Consider the following 19,927-nt stretch of genomic DNA (forward strand, 5'->3'; position numbering starts at 1 on the left):
CCTTCCTTTATTTGATCAGTCCCGCATCGGTGAATGCACCAAACAGACGTTGGGGGTGAAGCGGAATTGCGTTTATGGCAACCCCGGTTGCATTGAGTACCGCATTACGGATGGCTGGGGCGACGGGAATCGTAGGAGGTTCCCCGAGGCTCTTGTTTCCGTATGGACCGGTGGGGTCATAGGTCTCTACAAAGTCAGCATGGAGGTCAGGTGTATCCAGAGCGGTCATCAGCTTATAGTCAAGCAGATTATCGTTGTACATGCGTCCTGTCTTCGGGTCGAACAAATGTCGTTCATACAGGCCATAGCCCAGTCCCATGCTCATGCCGCCATGTACCTGCCCTCTTGCAGTCTGATGGTTGAGAATGGTTCCTGAATCATGGACATTGATGATATCCAGAACCTTTACCTGACACATCGGGATGTCCACCTCTACCTCGACGAAACAGACTCCGAAAGAGTAGGTGTTGTCTGTGCAGTGGTGTGTCTCCTCAGCGGAAATATGCTGTGAGTTGGTCATGCTGTAGCAGGATTCGAGAGCCACCTCGGCAACTGAGAGCAACCGTTCATCCTTATTGGTATGAACGATATAGTTTTCCTTGATATCCAAATCCCAGGGGTCGCACTTCAACATGAATCCGGCAAATTCAAGCAGTTTCTTCTTGAATGTTTCCGCAGTCTTCTTCAGAGCAAGTCCAGATACGTAAGACTGACGAGAAGCATAGGCACCGGTATCGTAGGGGGTAACATCAGTATCCTGCTTGCTGACCATGTGGATCTTGTCCATGGTCAACCCAACGGTTTCCGCAGCCATCATGGCAAAGACTGTGTCAGCACCCTGGCCGATTTCGGTTGCTCCCATCTGCACCTGCAGGGAACCATCCTGGTTGAGCAACATACGAACTGCGGATGTCTCCAAGCTGATTGGATAGACACCGGTCTTGTAACAGAAGATGGCCATTCCGACTCCTCGTCTGATCGGACCATCCTGCTTTTCATACTCCTTGCGCTTCTTTGTGTAGGAGAGATACTTCTCTCCCTTGTCGATACACTCCTCAAGGCCGGTGGAGTGGCAGGTGATGGTGGTAACCGGGTCAACGAAGCCGAGTTTCATCATATTCTGCTTACGAATCTTGATCGAATCGAATCCAGTTTTAGCTACAATATCATCCACATGGGCTTCCAGTGCAAACCCAATCTGGGGAATACCGTAAGCACGCATGGCACCCGCGGTTGGCATATTGGTGTAGACCGTATATGCTTCTCCCTTGATAGCTCCAACCGGGTACATCATTCTGAACCCATTTACTGAATTGGCAACCAACGCATGAGCGTGGCTCGCATATGCTCCTTGGTTTGAGTACGCTTCTATGCTTCGCGCAGCAAATGAACCATCGGGACGAATATAGCTCTCAATGTGGAACTTCATTGCGTGTCTTGTTCTTGTGCAGGCAAAGGTCTCTTCTCGGGTGTATGCCAAACGGACAGGTCTGCCACCAACGCGGGTGGTCAGGTAGGCATTCAATGGCTCGGTAAGTGCATCCTGTTTGTTGCCAAATCCACCACCAATATAGGGCTTCACAATTCTGATTGTTCCAAATCCTACACCCAAAGCCTGGGAACAGACACGACGTACGATATGAGGAATCTGGGTGGAACTTACCACTACAATCTTGCCGTCTTCCATGTAGGCAAATGAGTTAGCCGGTTCAATATGGCAATGTGTGACGATTGGTGTCTCATAGTCTCCGACCACCTTGATCAAGCCTTTCTCTTTGATGGCTTCCTCGAAGGATCCAATTTCATAAGAAGAGTGTACCACTACGTTGTTCGGCTTTTCCTCATGGATTACCGTTGCCCCTTCCTTCATTGCATCCTCAATTGAGAGAATGGGGGTATATTCTTCGTAGGTTACCTTGATCTTCCGCACTGCAACTTCGGCAGCAATCTCTGTTTCGGCAACAACTGCTGCGATGTCATCGGCATAGCAGCGAACCCTTGCGTTGAGCAACTTGCGGTCTGCAATATCCTGATGTTTAGGTTCGGTCGACCATGGGTGCCCTGCAGTAGGGAACTGAATGTCGGGAACGTCGAAACAGGTGACGATGTCCACAACCCCTTCAACCTTCCATGCTTCGGAAAGGTCAAACTCCTTTACCCAACCATTTGCGATGGTACTATGCAGTACTTTTGCATGAAGGGCATGGGGAGATACCAGGTCCGGGGTATATTTTGCTTTTCCCGTTACTTTGTCGTATGCATCGACTCGGTTCAGGGGTTTTCCTATGATATTCATGGAGTTCCTCCTTGTATCTACAAAAACCCTGCTTCTGCATTTTCTGGGACTAGGCAGAAACTTCACATGTTTCATGTGAAAGAAGAGCATAGAAGCTTCCAGAAAGGCAGAGCTTTCTTTTCGTATTATCATAATACAACAAATTGCAACAAATTCAAGGAATTTGTCTCAATAAGCGAAAAAAAAAGAGTGTATCTACAATATATTGCTATCTACGTAAGAGACGAAAAGCTGTAGGTATGGTTACCCAGCCACTTAGGCGATTTTATCTGCTGTGGTATTGAAGCCTTCTCCTCCGTACTGATCTTGGATAGAGGAGATGTACCGATGAAAATATGATTGAAAGCCATTCAAATACTCTTGCTGGTCGGGTGGAGCCCACTCGTTCTGTGTGTTTTGCTGGGTTGTAAGAAAGATCCTGGTAGGCCAAGCCAAGATGATGCTCTCGCCCAGTTCTCCTAATGATAAGTGCCTTGTTGCATGCGACACTCTTCAAACAATGAAGAAATGCAATTTCCCCTATGGGCGAATGGTCCCTGTGTTCGATGGACAGATGCACATTAACGAGGTAGGGGAAGGCAAGCACACAATGGGTGTCGCACTTCCTTCAGCTGATTTTATGCCACTACAACGGGCCTTGGCTAAGGACTATAACACGATAGTGGTTGAGTATTTTGGGGTGGTATTCAGTACCTCTACGGCCTACTACCGCAGAAACCCCTGCCTTTGTCTCTGTCTTGCTCCCCCTCGCAAAGATTCAGCAACGCCTTGGTTTGACCAGATAGTGCACTCAAGTGAGTTCATGCGCGATACCATGTCTCTTCCTTATCTATAAGAGTACCAAGAGCAGCATCTTGAGTGTATCGGAGCGCAAGCTCAGTTTGAGGACCATTTCATCTACCAGACCAACGCAGAAGCAATTGTATCTATTACCAAGAAGTTGTGGGGGACTTATAGAGCGAGGTAAGAGCGAGCTTGTGCAAGCACACGTTCAAGCTCATCGAGTGTTTTCATAAACAATGCATGGTCAGCAGTAGGATGCTCATGTTGCAACAGTGCACACAACTTCTGTGCGCCTGTTGCCCCTATAGCCCCACAACTGCCTTTAGCTCGATGAGCAAGTTCTGCTACTTCCTTCCAGTCTTGGTTATCCCAGGCTTTTTTAAGATCTTCGACCAAGCTGGTTGTTTCCGTAATGAAAGCATCGAGTAATGTTGCGTAGGCTTTTTCATTGCCACCAAGTTGTAGCATTCCCCGTTTGAAATCAATGGAAGCATCGGGAAGTTTCTTTGTTGTAGCATATGCTGTGGAGAGGTCCAGTACCTTCTGTTGGAGTGCTTCTGGATCATATGGCTTGCCGATAACCTCAGTTACCCCAATCTCCTCGCATTGCTTGAGCACGCTGGAGATCAAGTCTGCTGAAGTAACCAGGATAGGTACATCCTTGTTCTTCTCCCTGATCAACTTACTTGATTCATACCCATTCATAACATCCATATGGAGATCCATCAAAATGCAATCGATTACATCCTCATATCGCAGGAATCGTTCATAGCCCTCTTTCCCATCGGAAGCCAGATAGACCGTTGCACCTATCTGCTCAAGCAGTTCCTTTGCAATCATCTGGTTTGTTGGATTGTCTTCCACCACCAAGACAGTTGGTGAAGCGTTTGGCCTTCTCTGTACGGTATCTTCTGCAGACTGCAGTGAAGGTGTGTTTGCTCCAAAAAGCTGGAGCAACCCATTGAACAGAACACTGGTAATGAGCGGAAGCATAAGGACTAAGTCACAGGGAAGTTGTAGCTCTTTTTCTTTAGCAATCTGCTCATGTGTATATGCGAGCAGTTTAGGCCGAGTGGGATTTTGTGCGTTGAATATCTTGCGAAAACTGCCAGGGATCATCATCGACGTATCATATTCCAGTATCACTAGGTCATAGTTCTGGGTTCCTTCGAGCGCCTTTTCTGCCAGATTGAATGAAGTAACCCCTTCATAGTAACTATGGTATTCAGTGAAAATCATCCCAAGACGGTCATAGAGCATTCTATCCTGAATGACGAGCAAAACTCGAAGCGAGGAGAAGTCAACAGAGGTATGCGCTTCCATCCCTGAATTGGTATCCAACAGCATGGGGAGAGAGACCGTGAAACTGGTGCCTACATTTGGTTCGCTCGACACCTCCAGCTTCCCGTTCATTTTCTCAATGAGCTCTTTCACGATGGAAAGCCCCAGTCCTGACCCCCCATACTTACGATGAATCGTTTCATTAGCCTGTACAAACGGGGTGAAAATGGTATCCAGCTGTTCCTTACTCATGCCTATTCCAGTATCTGTTACCTCCAGTGACAACATACAAGACGAATCCTCTCTCTGCCGAGAAGTAATCGAAAGGGTGATAGAACCATTTTCAGTGAACTTCACTGCATTGTTCAGGAGGTTGATGAGTATTTGGGAGAGGCGTGTAGGATCTCCAATGAACCGCTTGGGAACCCCTGCTTCTTCATCAATTCTGAAATCCAGCCCCTTTTGCTGGATCATATACTGTTCAATGGATACACAGTTCTCCAGTACATCATCAAGATGGAATGGAACTGTTTCAAAGGTAATCCTGTTTTCCTGCAAACGAGAGTACTCAAGAATGTCATTGATGATCTGCTGCATCGTCTGCGTTGCTGTGGAAATGCTTTGGACATAGCGATGCTGATTTGCGGATAACTCTGTTTTCTCAAGGAGGAAACTCATTCCTCTTACCCCATTAAGAGGGGTACGGATCTCATGGGAGATGCGGGCAAGGAAACGGCTTTTTTCTCGGTCCGCCTCTTCCGCGCGGAATTGCGCTTCCTCTTTCTCTCGAATCGCCTTTCTCAAACGGATAATCCAGAAGGAGGAGAGAGCGAATACGACGAGTATGATGATTGCAAAGATGATTGCAACCCGTATGATGGGCCAGTAGTCAATCTTTGTCTCATAACTGATCCATCGGTTGAGTATCTGTGCCAACTCAGCCTCGCTAACGGAATCAAAGCCCTTTCGTAGAATACTAGCGAGTATCGGTTTGCTACGTTGTACCGCAATATGGAGTGTTTGTTCTGCGTCTTCGGAGATAGGAATTATCGTGAGTTCGGTCAATCCAAGAGACCTACTGAGATAGGCACTCGTTGCCTCATTACCCACAAAGGCTACCTCTTCTCCACGATTGACGGCAAGCAACGCCTCTTCCACGGTATCATAGAATCGTGGAGTGATGGAGGGATAGGAGGTAAGAAACCCTTCATGTGAGCTGCCCCTCTGTACTGCCACCTGCCTTCCCTCCAGATCGGAAAAGGATGTGACCGATGTATTGCTTTTTTGGATAATGATGGCTCGTTGGAAGTGAATGTATGCGGGCAGGTAGGTCAGATATGCCGATCTTTCTTTCGTATACCCGACAGCTGACAACACATCAATGGACCCTTCTTCTGCTTTACGGGTAGTTTCAGTCCAGTTCAGGGTAGGGTCATACTCGAACGATAGCCCCGTTCTCTCTGAAATAAGGGAGAGCAAATCGGCTGCAATACCGCTATGGATACCCTTATCATCGAGATACTCAAAGGGCACGAACTTCGGGTCAATGCCGAGTTGCACAGTTTGGTGCTCTTCGAGGAATTGATACTCCTCTCTTGAGAACTGCAGTGATGAAGCTGCATACAGAGTACCACTTAGTAACAGAAGCAATACCAAGAAAAGCAACAGGTTTCTGCATCTGTGTTTCACCATGGACTCCTTGTTCTTTTAGGTACGATTGAGCTTGCTTGCAATAGTGAGGAAGGCTTGGAACACTACTGGATCGAAGTGCCTGTGAGCCTCCTTTTTCATCACCTCAATTGCTTCATCATGGGATAGTGCTTCCTTGTATACACGTTTGCTGGTGAGTGCATCATACACATCAATAACAGCCATGAGTCGTCCTGAGAGAGGGATCTTGGAATTCTTAAGCCCAACAGGATACCCAGAACCGTCGTACCATTCATGATGGCTAGCGATAAGGGAACGGGCAGTTTCTATGAAGCTGATGGGAGCCTCCGCCTCATCGGTACCATAGTCAAGAGCTTCCACTCCGTTTCGTACATGCTGTTGCATGATCTTCGTCTCTTCCTTGGTCAAACGTGCTGGTTTGAGGAGAATGCTATCAGGAATACCCACCTTTCCTATGTCATGCAAAGGGGCTGTGTCGACCAGCTCCTGGATTGCTCTTTCCGAGAGATGGTAAGCTTCATTCTCTTGTTTCTGTAGTTCCTCACAGAGGTTCCGCATCATATTTTTGGTACGCTTTGAGTGGTCACTGGATTCAACATTGCGGATCTCCAGTAAACGAACCAGTGCATTAATGGTAATCGCAGTGGTTTTTCTGATCTCTTCGGTACGCTTTTCAACCAACCGCTCAAGCTGTTTGTTGTGTTCTTGTATCTGTTCGGTAGTGTGTTTTAAGGTAAGTTGTAATTCAATGCGCTTTTGGAGGGATCGAAAGTTCAATGGTTTACGAATATAATCGACAGCACCCTTTTCCAACCCCAGGATTTCTTTCTCTATCTCCTCTGAGTTGGTCAGAATGATGACCGGGATCTCAAGAGAGAGAGTATTGAATTGGTCCAAGAATGCAAAACCGTCCATCTTTGGCATATGCAAGTCAAGGAGAACCAGATCAGTTTCTGGATGCTCACTGAGCATCTGTAATCCCTTTTCACCATTTTCAGCAGTCAGTATGGTGTGGAAAGAGAGCATATTTTGAATCATGGTGAGATCAGTTACTGAATCATCAATGGCAAGGATAGTTGACACGGTTTGTATCTCCTCTGTACCACGATAGTACCATTATGCCTAACAGAGGTAAAGAAAATGGGATTAGGAAATAGCAAGAAAAACAATAAGATTTCAAGGGTCTAATTCCTTGTGAGATATTGTAATGTCTGGAAGGCACTCCAAGCTTCTATCTTCAATTGATGTTCAGCAATACGGGAAGAGAGCAGATTCATCTTTGCCTGGATCACTTCTTGTTGGTTGCCATAACCGCTGTGATAGAGCTCTTCATTTGTTTCGATACGGCGTTGTAGAGTAATCTGCTTCCTCTGTTCCAAATCAATTTTCTGTATGGCTGTCTTCAAGAATACATACTGCTCTTGTACCTCTTGGGCGATACGTTCTCTCGCTTGCTGCAACTCGATGGTAGCTGTCTGCTCCTGACTTTTAGCTCTTTTGATGGAGTTAGCGATTTTTCCTCCGTCAAAGAGGGTGGTCTTGAGCCCTACTGAAATCGTAAAATCATAGTCGTCTTGACCATACCAGTCGGTCTCTACAAAGGGAAACCGCGGTCCGCTGTATCCTGCTGACACCACCAAAGCAAGATCAGGTTTGCCATAGAAGGAGCCTTTTGCCAACTTCTCAGCTGCTTGTGTAGCCTTTTTCAAAGCGGTAAGTGCTTGTAGGGAGGCGTGTCTCGGAGATAACGATTCGTCTACCAGTGTTTCCAGAGGAACACGCAACAGCTCCTTGATCGCCTTTTCATTGTATGTATAGGCAGAAAAGTCACGATTGCTGGTCAAGGAGTGCAGCTTGAGTGTCTGTTCCGTGCTGGAGTATTTACTTTCCAGGAGAGCAAGCTCAATGTCCTGCAGTTTCAACTCTGTTTCAAGTTGTTCCAATTCCAGCATCATTCCCGAGGCAACAGCCTCTCTAGAAAGAGAGACCAACTCCCTTCCAAGGTCATATTGTTGTTCCAGCAACTGTGTGATTGCTTCCAATTCAGTAAGCGTTACCGCCCTGGTGGCAATCTCCACTGAGAGCTCTTGCTCTCTGTTCCTACGCTCTTGAAACTTAGCATCAGCAATGGCTTCCTGCGCTTCCACCGATGCATTGATTTTTCCCCAGGTGAAGAGTGGCTGGGTGATGTTTAGGCTAAAGTCATATAAGGTCGATTCCATGCCATCATACACGGTAATGTAGTTTGTAATTGGAGGGGCAGGCAATCCAAAGGCTGGTGCAAGCTCATCTGAGCTTACTGTAATAGGTCCTATAGGTGGATTTTCCATCCAGGAACCGTTGATCTCCAGTTCAATGGTAGGCCAACGGGAGGCTTTCGCATCACGAACATCCAAGATGGCTTGATTGATTTCTTCCTCCAATACAGTGAGTTCAAGATTCCCTGGAATGGCACCAAAGAGAGGGAGTAAGAGGGAGATAAGAATAATGCATAAGAGGAAAGTTCTTTTTCTCATTTGCTGTCCCTCTTGGCCTGTTTCTTCAGGATGATCCTTCGTTCAGTCATATAGTACAGGATTGGTATGATAAAGAGGGTGATTGAGGTGGAGCTGAGCAACCCCCCTGCTATCGCTTGCCCAAGTGGAGCATAGATGGCGGCCCCTTCCCCTGTTGCGAATGCCATGGGGATTACCCCGAGCATCGTGGTAAGGGTGGTCATCAAGATAGGGCGGAGACGGCTGGCCCCACCATCGGCCACACTTGTACGTAAATCTTCCAAATTCTCTTCCCCCTTATACGCATGCTCTTCTCTCAGTACATTGATGGAATCAATGAGGATGATTCCATTATTTACCACGATACCGCCGAGTGCAATGATGGCCATGAAACTGATCAAGGAGATTGATGAACCAAAAATCAAGAGACCAAGAATTACTCCAATCAAACTGAAAGGAATGGAAACCATGACAATCAATGGCTGGCGGAATCGTTCGAATTGGATAACCATTACTGTGTATACGAGGAAGACTGCAATAATGAGGGCTGTGGCCATCGGTTCAATGGAATCAGCGATGAGTTCCGTCAAACCTCCACTTGCTGTCTTTATCCCTTCTGGTAGAGGGTTCTTGTCAAGATAGTCCTGCATCCTTGAGGACACTCCTTTGGTATCTTCACTGACAAGGGTAGCAGAGACGGTTACCGTTTTCTCTCTGTCCTCCCGGACAATTCGGCTCACTGCCTGCTCTCTTCGCAACTCTGCCAAGCTTGCAAAGCTGATAAGCTCTCCAGTGGATGATGGGACTTGGGCAGAGAGGAGAGTGGAGCTGGTAATGGGAAGATTTTTCAAGTCTGACTCCAGCCTGATCGGATACCGTGTTCCCCCAGCATTGGTAAGATTCCCTACTTCCATTCCTTGGAACAGAAGACGGGCAGTCAGCCCTGCCTCACTGCTGTTCACCCCAAGATTGCTCATAAGCTGGTGGGACATATCCATGACCAAGGTGTTTGCATCATAACTGGTATCAACATTGGCTACGAGTACCTCGGGATCTTCTTGCAGTACCTGCCTTAGTGACTCGGCAGTCTCAAAAAGAAGTTCCATATCTTCACCGACAAGTTTCAAACCATAGCCACCGCCATCAGATACATAGCCGACCAGAGCATCAAACCCCCCATTTGTGGTGTTGACTGTAGCATCGACGATGGAGGAAGAGAGCAGGTACTGCACCTCCTTGATAATCTCGTGGATGCTTCGTTCCCGCTCCTTGGTCGGCACAAGGACCACCCGGATGCTTGCTTCGTTTGGGGAGGGGAATCCCATACCTGAAGCCTGTCCGGAGAACAGTACAATTGACTCAATCTCTGGCACATGGGAACTAACCAAGGCTTGGGCTTCAAGAGCACGCTCCCTGGTCTGCTCCAACGTGTAGCTTTGGGGAAACGTGAGATCAATATTGAAATCACCGTTATCAGTTGACGGGATGAACGTCTGTCCCAATATGCTTCCAGCCATGAGGGCCAATGCAAGTGCAATGAGAGAGAGAACCAGGATGAATTTTCGATTGGTAAGGCTCCAAGCCAAAGCCTTTCGATACCCACCTTCAAGGTTCTCCAGCATTCTGGAGAAGCGTGGTTCTCTCTTTCTTACCTTTTCTGGTACTCTCAATACCAAGCGAAGGATGAAGGGGACAACTACCAATGCAACCAAGAGGCTTGCAATGAGGGCAAGTATCAAGGCAAGGGAGACATCTCGGAGAATCGAGCCTATAATTCCAGAGAGCAACGAGAGTGGGATAAAGACAGCAAGTGTCGTGGTGGTGGATGCGAGAATGGGGGAACCCACCAAGTCAGCACCCCGGAAGATGGCTTCCTCACTCGATAAGTTGTGTTGTTTGTGCAAACGCATGACCTGTTCAAGCATGACGATGGAACCGTCGACTACCATGCCCAGGGCAACAACAATCCCAGAGAGGCTCATAAGGTTGATGGTAACTCCAGTAAGACGCATGCCGATGAAGGTAAAGAGAATACTGAGTGGGACGGAAAGAGCAATGGTAACGGTCGCTCTTGTGTCGCTCAGGAACAGAAAGATGACAAAGATTGCCATGAGTATGCCGAGCAATCCTGATTGGGAAACCTTCATCAAGGAGGCAATTATGTTCTTGCTGTCATCACTGAGTATTTGGAATGAGGCAGCTGTCTCCTCTTCAGCTTCAGCGAGGACCTTTTTGATTTCTCGTACAATGGAGAGGGTATTCCCATCGCTTCGCTTGGTAACTGAAACCACGACCCGTGGCACTTGGTTGGCATCGGCATATGTTTCCATTTCTGCTGTTTTAAAGGCAATATCTGCCACATGGCCCAGCCTGATTACCGTCCCGTCCTCTGTTGCCCCAATGGGTAGGTCCTTCAGCTGTGAGAGAGAACCCAGACTACCATCGTAGCGGAGGTTTGCACTGCCACCATGCCATACTGCGTCTCCTACAGGGAGGCGCATGTTGGCATATTGGAGCACTTGATACACCTGCACCATGGAGATGCCTCTTGCTGCCAGGTCCTCAGCTCTTACTGTAACTCGCACTTCCTGGGACTGCATGCCGGTAACTGTCACCTCTGCTACTCCCTGGATTCGGGTAATTCTTGGGACGAGTGTGTCTTCCACATAGGAGGAGAGATGGGTGATATCTTCTCCTGCATCCACACTGAACATCATGACAGGAATCATGGTGGCATTTCCCACAATTGCTACTGGTTCTCCCTCAAGATTGTCTGGAAGCTCATCTTCCATCTGCCTGATGCGGTTACGGATTTCTCCAAGCATGTCGTACGGGTCCACACCGTCGCGGAAGGTGATGGTTACCCAGGAAAAAGAGTTGCTACTGGTTGACTCGATACTCTTGAAATCAGGGAGTGTAACAAATTGCTCTTCCAACACCTTGGATACATCCCGCTCCACATCTTCAGCGCCTGCCCCTGGATATACTGCAAGGACTTCCACGGTGGGTAGGCTGATATCAGCCATGAATTCAACATTCAGACCAGTCAAGGCATACAGCCCGAAAGCGATCAAGGCGATGAGGAGCATTCCGATGACTGCGGGGTGTCGTACAGCAAAGTGGGAAATTTTCATCAGCTACCCCTACCTGGTCTGCTGGACGGAGACTGGCTGCCCATCTAACACCGTATGCTGTCCTCCTACGATGAAGGATGCATCCTTGTAGGCAGGGTCGATGGCAACAAGGAAGTCATTCTCTGCGATGATGGTAATGTTCTCATAGCGAGCAGTCTTTGTTTCTTCATCATACAGATAGAAGGCGCCGCCGACAGTACGGTCTTCCTGCTTGAGGAGATATACCCCCTCAAGTTGGTTGTAGATGATTTGAATCGTTACGGCCATTCCTGGCACGAATGTGCCATTTTGCTCTTGGAGTGTACAGATCAATGAAAAAGTATTTGAAGAAGGATCAATGGAGGGAGCGACTGCTTGGAGGCTTGCTTTGGCTGAATGTACATTACCCGAGGCATCTGTGCGACGTACATGTATTGCTAACTGATCTTTCTGTGCTTGGATGATGTCAAAATAATACGCAGGAATATGAGCCTTTACACTCAATGCCTCCTGGTCGGCGATTAGGGCGATGGGTTGTTCTGGGGAAGCAATATTTCCCTGGGAGGCATACTTTTGGATAACCGTCCCAGCTATCGGGGCCTTGATAGCCGTATTCTTCATCTGCAATTCTGCCAGTTCCCACTGCGCCCTAGTGGCATCCCTGTTTGCCTTTGCTTCTTCATAGGCCTGCTCACTCACTGCCTTCGCCTGGAAGAGACGCTCAATGCGCATGAAGGTCGTTTGGGCTACTTCTTTCGCTGAAGCTGCTTGCGCACGTTGCTGTTCATAGGCTTCGCTGTCAATCTGTGCCAGTACTTGGTCCTTCTCGACCCGATCGCCAAGCTCAAAAGAAACGGTTTCCAGCTCACCGCTCACCAAAGGGAGGAGAGCAACCATGTGGTCGCTTTGGATGTGGGCATTGAGAGAGATGCTCTCTTGTAGAGTCCCATACTCTGGTGTTGCTAGGATGACGGGAACCGCAGTTGGGGTTTTCTCTTCAGGGCTCTTGCTCAAAAACTGCATGATGCCGTAGGCGATCATGGCTGTACCGAGCAAGAGAATGAAATAGCGAAAAAAAACGAAAAACAACCGTTTTCCCAAGGTATTTGCTCCTCTGTGAATCTGAGCAAAAGCTACCATAGACAAGAGCTGTAATCAATAGACATACAATGGCCAATGTAAGAGGGAGCCTCAGTACTTCCTTGAGAAATCCACCAAATTCTTCATTTCGCCGTCACCAAGGTAGTGCCCCAGGTTTTCAAGGAACAGTGAGAAAACATAATGTGGGTCGTTCAAGGAAAACCCACTTGCATGTGGGGTTATCAAGACATTCGGGAGTGTCCATAGTGGACTCTCTTCCTCTAGGGGTTCTTCCCGGGTTACGTCCAGCCCTGCCGCAGCGATATGACCAGTTTCCAAAAGCTCAGCCAAAGCAATCTCATCGACAAGTGAGCCTCGGGCAACATTGATCAGGATAGAGCCTTGTTTCATAAGGAGAAGTCTCTTCCTGTCCAGCAGATTTTCTGTATCGGGGGTTGCTGCCGCACAAACTGCTACATAGTCTGCCTGGGGCAGTACCTCATCCAGGGAGTCAGAGGTGTAGACGGCATCAACATGCGATGGCACTTCCATCGGAGTCCTTTTAACCACGATGACACGCATTGCATGAGCTTTTGCCCTCATGGCAAGGTTACTCCCAATATCCCCATAGCCGATGATGAGCAGTGTGCTGTCCCACAGGTCCTTGGTTGGCCAATGGCTAAGCCAGAGTTTTTCTTTCATCTGGTCATAATAGGTCAGGAGATTATGGTTGAAGGCAATGATCATGCCCAGTACATGGTCAGCAATCTGCCTGCCATAGGTTCCTTTTGCATTGGTGAGAATGATATCCTTATGGACATACAACGATGTATCCACATAGGGGGTAACACCACTGCTTGGTGTCTGGAACCAGCGGAGGTTCTTGGCTTCCTTCAGATCACGACGTCTTGGCATCCCTACTACAATTTCGGCCTTTGCAAGTTGCTCCATGGTGTAACTTCTCGCTTCAACGACTGTAAGAGAGACTTGGGGGTAGCGGTCCTTGAGCAAGGTAATCTCTGTTTCATCAGGGCAGAATTGGGGGCTGGTAAGAAAGAGTATTTCAATGGTTCTCATAACGTATCCTTTCTAGTGGTATCAACTTTAATACAATACCGAGCATAGGGATGGATTGCAAGCATCTTTCAAGAGAGAGAGGATGCGCTGTTGCGTTTTTCCTTATATAGATTGACATCAGCCTCACTGATCATATCCTCAATACTGGATTCTTTGTTCCAAACCTTAGATCCAATACTTACCGCAAAGCGTTGTGTGCCAAGCTCTGGGATGATGATATTTCTCACCTCTTCCTGAATCATTCGCTTCACACCCAGTGCTTGCATGTTTTCTGCTTGTGGTATGAGTACTGCAAACTCATCGCCACCATAGCGGAAACAGAATTGCTCCTGATCAGATGCATAGAGAATGGCCTTGGCAACGGCGACCAATACCTTGTCGCCAACCGGATGCCCATATTCATCATTAATGTTCTTGAATAAATCTATATCGAGCAATAGAAGTGCATAGGGTCGCTTATACCGGGTTGCTTGGGAATGGAGGTGTTTCAAAGCACGGTTGAAGGCTCTCTTGTTGCCGAGTTTAGTCAGTTCATCGGTGTGTGCTTTCTCATCGGCAATGATAATAAGCGTTTCAATGGCGATGCTGGCGACCAAGGTAATCAAGCCAAAACTGATAATAAGAATTCGAGTAATGAGTTTAAGCCGCTCCCAGAGAAAATCAGCAGAGTAATCAACACCAACCAGGCCCACCATGGTGCCATCTCTGTTGTCGATGATTGGGCTGTATCCAGTCAGGAACAAACCCCATCCTGGAGCCCTAATTACATCACTGGCCATGGGTTGTTCAGCCTGGAAGGCCAAGAGTTCGATGGAATTCATCTCATCTGTACTGCCATGTGGGGAGAAAAGGTCAGTTTCTGGGTCTTCTCCATCGAGTACATATCCAAGAGTTTGGTCATCTCTATATCGTATGGTATAGATGAAAGTAGCATCTGCCTTTTTTTTGATTGACTGCATTAATCCATTGGTTTTTTGGTAGTAATCCCATAGTTCATTTTTTTCGGTAAGGCTTTCTGTTTCTGAAAGCTTACGATAATTACCAATATCCATCTCAAGGAATGAAGAGACTGTGTGGGCAATGTCTACAGCTTTCGATTGGGTTTCCTCAGTCAGTACTGTCTGGGTACGCTTAAGAAGATATAACGCGGGAAAAGTTAATGCGATGCCAATGATCAGCAAGAGGATGAGAAAGAGTGTATGTTTCCATGTCAGGATACGACCGGAACTCATGGTTTTTATTACCTCATTGTTATAGTTGGAAAGGGTATAGGCGTCCTTCCTACTTATATCGTATTCACAAGGTGATGTCACCCGTTGCATGGATGAAAGCAGGGAAAAGATTGGAAAGTTTTTCCTCTTGTCAGTGAGCGGGGAAGGACATACCATGACACACGAGGTACAAACCATGGAGATGACAAGAGAGGACGCAAGAGAATTGTTGTCCCGTCCGACCTATCGGCGGTTTCTCAAGGCTTATAGCACAGTCTTCGATTTGAGGAGCACTTCCCACGAGAAGCTACTCCAAGAATTTGTGTCGCTGGTAGCAGAGATGGAATATGAGCTGTTTCATGACTGGGACCAAGCTTCGATTCTGGCCCATGACACCCTGCAACCCATCTGCGTCGATTTTTTCCGTGAGAGAACCAGAGGTGTAAAGATTTTGGGAGAGAACGTTTCTTCTCTCCTCTACCGCTCCCGTTTACTGCAGAACGCCCTCAGTGAGTGGGCCGCCGAGCAGTCATTCTCCTTGGACGATGAAGCGCTGGCCATGTTTGCGTGGTACTGCCACAGTAGATACCACGATTGGTTCATGGATTTTGCACCATATGAGCTTCATATGGGAGGGTATGACTGGAAGGCAGAGATTGCTGCAAAGTGGGCACTGTTCCTTCAGTACTGCAACCGAGGTGGGCACTAGGAAACAAGCTCAACGAGAACGACTGGTGATCGTGAGGGTGAGCGTCTCTTGTTCGAATACGCTGCGTAGTGGTTCTTGTACCACGACCCTTACTTCAGAGAGGTTCCAACTGGGACTATCGAAGTATCGAGTTGCATGGTGTTTGTCTCCATGGTTACCCCAGTAGCGGACCCTGCTAGTGCATCCCCATGTTCTTCAAGTTGCATGAGGAGAGCAGAAGCAGCAACAAACTGATGAGAATGGTGAAAACCTTGCACAACCACTACAATCCTCTCTCCACCTTCAAGGAGAATTCCTCCTATTGGACTCCCACACAATTAAATGGTACTGAAGCGTATAGTCAAAACTTTTCTCCTGCCTTCGAGTCCACTTCCCCCACGAGTAGTGATACCGTGTTGTATGTAAGACCGGCCCGCTTCCTGTAAGGTTTGTGTTCTGACCGAGCTGGGTAAATGAGTGTAGTTGAAAGTTAGTCGACATGTCGACTAACTTTCAGATGTGTCACTCTTGGTGGTAGTGTGAAGGCAATGCATACCGGCAGGGATGGCCTCTGGATTATCAAAGGATCACAATCCTGATATGATATACTTTACAAGTATTTATAAGACAAACTCTTGAGGAAAAATTCCCAGATATATCTGCTATTGGCTATATGAATCGTAAAAATCGCTTAGATTAAAAAACTGATGGAATCAGAATAATTATAAAGAATTGTTGATGATTTGATAAATATACCACAAAGTAATGTACTATCTATCACAATAGAACAGGGATTTTTTTCAATGGAAACGTCGTTTTTAGGCCGGTGTGGTTGAATAATTGAGCCATACATGCGATGATTAGGTATAACCTTATCCATAGGGAGAAAATATGAATAAATTTGAAACATTGCTAAAAGAGAAGATGAGTGAAGAGAGTTTCCAGAAGCTTGCAGCCTTGAAAAATGAAAAGGTGATGGACTTCGTTGGAACCTTCGCTGAGCACTGTGATCCCAAATCCATCTATGTATGTGATGACAGTGAAAAAGACACCCAGTATGTAAGAGAACAGGCCCTTGCAAAAGGCGAGGAGCACACACTTGCAAACTCCAAGCAGACCATTCACTGGGACGGATACGGCGACCAAGCTCGTGACAAGAAGAACACCCGTTTCATGGTTTACAAAGAGAACATGGATAAGATGGCTTCCCTTAACTCCATCGAGTATGAAGAAGGCTTGAGCGAGATTATGGGCATTGCAAAGGGAATTATGAGGGGCAAGGATGCAGTGGTGCTGTTCTACTCTGAAGGTCCTACCCAGAGCCCGTTCACCATTCCTTGTGTGCAGTTCACCGATAGCTGGTACGTTGCTCACTCCGAGAATATCCTGTACCGCACTGCATACAGCCATTTCCTCAACATGAAGGACGAAGAAAAGGATGACTTCTTCCGCTTTATCCACTCTGCTGGAGAGCTTGATGAGAACGGTTGTTCGGTAAACCTGCAGAACCGCAGAATCTACATGGACACTCAGAACAATATTGTATACTCCATGAACGCCCAGTATGCTGGTAACTCCGTTGGATTGAAGAAGCATTCCATGCGTCTTGCTATCAACAAGAGCGGCCAGGAAGGCTGGCTTTGTGAGCACATGTTTGTCATGGCTGTAGTAGACAAAAAGAAAAATCGCAAGACCTACTTCTGTGGTGCATACCCATCCGCTTGTGGTAAGACCTCCACTGCCATGATCCCCGGCGAGCAGATCGTTGGTGACGACATTGCCTATTTCCGAAACATCAACGGTGAGTTCCGTGCTGTTAACGTCGAGTTTGGTATGTTTGGTATCATCAAGGACGTCAACGAGCAGGATGATCCCGTTATCTTTAAGAACCTGATGCTCAACCAGGAAGTCATCTTCTCCAACGTCCTTCGTGGCAAGGACAACAAGCCCTACTGGCTTGGCATGGGTGTTGATGCTCCTGATGAAGGCCGCAACCACTTTGGTGAGTGGAAGAAGGGTGTCAAGGACGCAAATGGCAAAGAAGTTGGCGTTGCTCATGGTAATGCACGTTACACCATGCGCCTCGACTACCTCGACAACATCGACAAAGCTGGCTTCGAAGCCAAGGACGGCGTCAAGGTAGAAGGTGTCCTGTATGGTGGACGCGATAGCGACATCACCGTTCCTGTTGAAGAATCACCAAACTGGAAGGATGGTATCCTGATAAAGGCTGCTACCCTGGAGAGTGAGACCACCAGTGCAACCCTCGGACAGGAAGGCGTTCGTACCCCCAGCCCGATGGCAAACATGGACTTTGTCTCTTATCCTCTGGGCTCTTACACCATGAACAACATCAAGTTTGGTGAAAGTGTAAAGGCTACTCCAAAAATATTCAGTACCAACTATTTCATGCGTGGTAAGGATGGCAATTTCGTAACCAGCAAGCTTGCCAAGAAGGTGTGGCTGCATTGGGCAGAAGGCCGTATCCACGGTGAGTACGAAGCATATGATACTCCTACCGGGAAGATTCCCCACTATGAGGACTTGAAGGCTCTCTTCAAGGAACACCTCAATGAGGATTTCTCCAAGGAGACGTATGACTACCTCTTCACCTTCCGCTGCACCAAGTGGACTGATAAACTCGAGAGGACCAAGGCTTACTACAAGAAGATGGATCCGAATACTCCCAAGGAGATCTTCGATTACTGGGATGCAGCAATCGCAAAGATCAACAAGGCCAAGGAAAAGTATGGTGATCTGATTCTTCCCGGTGCTTTCAAGGGTTAATTACCTGTAGATAGTATAGAAATTAGTAAATCATTGACGGCACGTATGGAATTCCATGCGTGCCGTTATTGCTGTCATTCAGTTATGATTGATTCGATAATGGCTGTTGCCAGATTTTCTCCACGGTCAAACCACTCAACCTCTGCTTGCACCATTACGTTTTCTTTGGTGACCTTCACGATCATGGCTCCATGGATAGACTCATCCCCATAGAGGTGAGCATAGGTGTAGGTGATCACATAGAAGCGGTTCTCATAGTCGATCTCATTCCTATGAACTGCTCGATCCTTGAGATTGGCATTATTCTCCAACTGGCTCTCAATGTCCCGTTTCGATTGGAGCAGGTAGTTCTGCAATGAGATAGGGGAAGAGAGAAGGGACTTGAGACCTCCTATGGCAGAGACCTTGCAGAAGTATCCTTTTGCCTTCAACGTATCTGGGGATGTCTTGATGGTGTAAACCTTGTTTCCACCTTGGCCTGGTAGGTAGAAAGAGCTGCTTCTCCAGTCAGGTTCCTTCTCCCAAAAAAAGGTCTCTGCTGAACCAAACAGCGGGTAGGAATACAATTCGGGCTTCTTTTCTTCAACTACAGGAACCTCTTTAGTTTCCTGCGGTTTAAGGGTATCCAGAAATGTAATCTGTGAAGCAAGGAATTCCTCGAAAATGGGTTTCCAGATGGCCTGCTCTTCCTTCGTACAACGCGTGGTGATGGAAATAAGGGTATCTCCAGCATGGATGATGTATACCTCAGTAAGAACTCCTGTCAGCGTTTCATAGCCATACTTCCAAGCGAACATACCATCGATTTCAGTAGTGGAAAGGTCGTACCATGTTCTCACTAGCTCTGACCTTCTGATTGCTTCCTCGAACACTTTTGAGGCCTTCAGAAGTTCTTCCTGACTGAAAGCAAGTGTCTGGGACCGGAAGGTTGCATTGTCACGTTCCTTACTCAATGGCTCCGCTTTCAAGGTGATGGTGTTATGCGCAGCATTTGCAGGTTGTAATCGCATGGTGTTCAAACCCTTGGGTTGCAGCGTATAGGTATAGGTTCCTCCTGGTTTTGCCTGAAGGGAGAATACCGTTTTCAGCTCGGCTACCTGCACTTCCATGGATTCGGGGACTGTGAAGGTGAAGTGCCGGGTAGTGATGGTTTGTCCTGCAAAGAGTGCAGAACCGGCAATGAGGAGTAGTATGATGAGAATTGTGGGGTTTCTGTGCTGTTTCATACGCTTGAATCCTGTTCTCCTTCTCAAGAGGTGAACCGTCTCTTTGCAAGCAGTACTGAGATGCTTCTCGGTTTTTCTCAGTATACCACAGGGTTGGTGGGAGCGGGTATGATAGAATAGTTGCATGAAGATACCCGCTCTCTTCCACACTTTGACAGCAGCATAATCTAAGCCATAACCCAAAAACCACACGCCAGCCACCCCAGGGTGGTTTTTTTC

Annotated in this window: 12 protein-coding genes; 3 read left to right on the forward strand and 9 right to left on the reverse strand. The window is 47.4% G+C overall.

Going from position 1 to position 19,927, the window contains the following annotated elements:
* Nucleotides 1-7: 7 nt before the first annotated feature.
* Nucleotides 8-2,296 (reverse strand): xanthine dehydrogenase subunit XdhA, encoded by a 2,289-nt coding sequence (gene xdhA, locus DYP60_RS04295; RefSeq protein ID WP_117329648.1) that lies wholly within the window; start codon nucleotides 2,294-2,296, stop codon nucleotides 8-10.
* A gap of 499 nt (nucleotides 2,297-2,795) precedes the next feature.
* Here xdhA and DYP60_RS04300 point away from each other — a divergent pair, with 499 nt between their 5' ends.
* On the forward strand, nucleotides 2,796-3,131 hold the full coding sequence (locus tag DYP60_RS04300; protein WP_133299280.1) for a hypothetical protein: 336 nt from the start codon (nucleotides 2,796-2,798) through the stop codon (nucleotides 3,129-3,131).
* Between the two features lie 116 nt (nucleotides 3,132-3,247).
* On the opposite strand, the gene DYP60_RS04305 is transcribed toward DYP60_RS04300, so the two are convergent.
* The 7 genes from DYP60_RS04305 to DYP60_RS04335 form a co-directional block, all read right to left on the reverse strand.
* The gene (locus DYP60_RS04305; RefSeq protein WP_165849494.1) at nucleotides 3,248-6,049 is read right to left on the reverse strand and encodes an ATP-binding protein; all 2,802 of its coding nucleotides are present in this window, start codon (nucleotides 6,047-6,049) and stop codon (nucleotides 3,248-3,250) included.
* A gap of 18 nt (nucleotides 6,050-6,067) precedes the next feature.
* A complete protein-coding gene (locus DYP60_RS04310) occupies nucleotides 6,068-7,114 on the reverse strand; it encodes an HD-GYP domain-containing protein (RefSeq protein WP_117329651.1) in 1,047 nt (348 codons plus the stop codon).
* Nucleotides 7,115-7,215: 101 nt separating this feature from the next.
* The gene (locus tag DYP60_RS04315; RefSeq protein ID WP_117329652.1) at nucleotides 7,216-8,547 is read right to left on the reverse strand and encodes a TolC family protein; all 1,332 of its coding nucleotides are present in this window, start codon (nucleotides 8,545-8,547) and stop codon (nucleotides 7,216-7,218) included.
* Nucleotides 8,544-11,660 (reverse strand): efflux RND transporter permease subunit, encoded by a 3,117-nt coding sequence (locus DYP60_RS04320; protein ID WP_117329653.1) that lies wholly within the window; start codon nucleotides 11,658-11,660, stop codon nucleotides 8,544-8,546. The genes DYP60_RS04315 and DYP60_RS04320 overlap by 4 nt, the downstream gene beginning before the upstream one ends.
* 9 nt (nucleotides 11,661-11,669) lie before the next feature.
* Nucleotides 11,670-12,740, reverse strand: a complete 1,071-nt coding sequence (locus DYP60_RS04325; protein ID WP_160525846.1) for an efflux RND transporter periplasmic adaptor subunit — start codon at nucleotides 12,738-12,740, stop codon at nucleotides 11,670-11,672.
* Nucleotides 12,741-12,830: 90 nt separating this feature from the next.
* Complete coding sequence (locus DYP60_RS04330; RefSeq protein ID WP_117329655.1) at nucleotides 12,831-13,796, reverse strand: D-2-hydroxyacid dehydrogenase; 966 nt, start codon at nucleotides 13,794-13,796, stop codon at nucleotides 12,831-12,833.
* 68 nt (nucleotides 13,797-13,864) lie between these two features.
* A complete protein-coding gene (locus tag DYP60_RS04335) occupies nucleotides 13,865-15,028 on the reverse strand; it encodes a GGDEF domain-containing protein (protein WP_165849495.1) in 1,164 nt (387 codons plus the stop codon).
* Nucleotides 15,029-15,116: 88 nt separating this feature from the next.
* Between DYP60_RS04335 and DYP60_RS04340 the strand changes: the two genes are divergently transcribed.
* A complete protein-coding gene (locus tag DYP60_RS04340) occupies nucleotides 15,117-15,716 on the forward strand; it encodes a hypothetical protein (protein WP_160525849.1) in 600 nt (199 codons plus the stop codon).
* Nucleotides 15,717-16,586: 870 nt separating this feature from the next.
* Nucleotides 16,587-18,482: a phosphoenolpyruvate carboxykinase (GTP) gene (locus tag DYP60_RS04350; RefSeq protein WP_117329659.1), complete on the forward strand. Its 1,896-nt coding sequence runs from the start codon at nucleotides 16,587-16,589 to the stop codon at nucleotides 18,480-18,482.
* A 74-nt stretch (nucleotides 18,483-18,556) separates the two neighbouring features.
* On the opposite strand, the gene DYP60_RS04355 is transcribed toward DYP60_RS04350, so the two are convergent.
* Nucleotides 18,557-19,927 (reverse strand): hypothetical protein (locus DYP60_RS04355; RefSeq protein WP_206363102.1); only part of this gene is annotated, 1,371 nt, incomplete at its 5' end.

Origin of the sequence: Sphaerochaeta halotolerans, assembly GCF_003429665.1 — a bacterium.
Taxonomy (GTDB): domain Bacteria; phylum Spirochaetota; class Spirochaetia; order Sphaerochaetales; family Sphaerochaetaceae; genus Sphaerochaeta; species Sphaerochaeta halotolerans.

Excerpts from the sequence above, each read along its gene's own strand:
- DYP60_RS04320 (WP_117329653.1), bottom strand. The coding sequence starts at position 11,660 with ATGAAAATTTCCCACTTTGCTGTACGACACCCCGCAGTCATCGGAATG.
- DYP60_RS04315 (WP_117329652.1), bottom strand. The coding sequence starts at position 8,547 with ATGAGAAAAAGAACTTTCCTCTTATGCATTATTCTTATCTCCCTCTTA.
- DYP60_RS04340 (WP_160525849.1), top strand. The coding sequence starts at position 15,117 with ATGGATGAAAGCAGGGAAAAGATTGGAAAGTTTTTCCTCTTGTCAGTG.
- DYP60_RS04300 (WP_133299280.1), top strand. The coding sequence starts at position 2,796 with ATGAAGAAATGCAATTTCCCCTATGGGCGAATGGTCCCTGTGTTCGAT.
- xdhA (WP_117329648.1), bottom strand. The coding sequence starts at position 2,296 with ATGAATATCATAGGAAAACCCCTGAACCGAGTCGATGCATACGACAAA.
- DYP60_RS04330 (WP_117329655.1), bottom strand. The coding sequence starts at position 13,796 with ATGAGAACCATTGAAATACTCTTTCTTACCAGCCCCCAATTCTGCCCT.
- DYP60_RS04335 (WP_165849495.1), bottom strand. The coding sequence starts at position 15,028 with ATGAGTTCCGGTCGTATCCTGACATGGAAACATACACTCTTTCTCATC.
- DYP60_RS04350 (WP_117329659.1), top strand. The coding sequence starts at position 16,587 with ATGAATAAATTTGAAACATTGCTAAAAGAGAAGATGAGTGAAGAGAGT.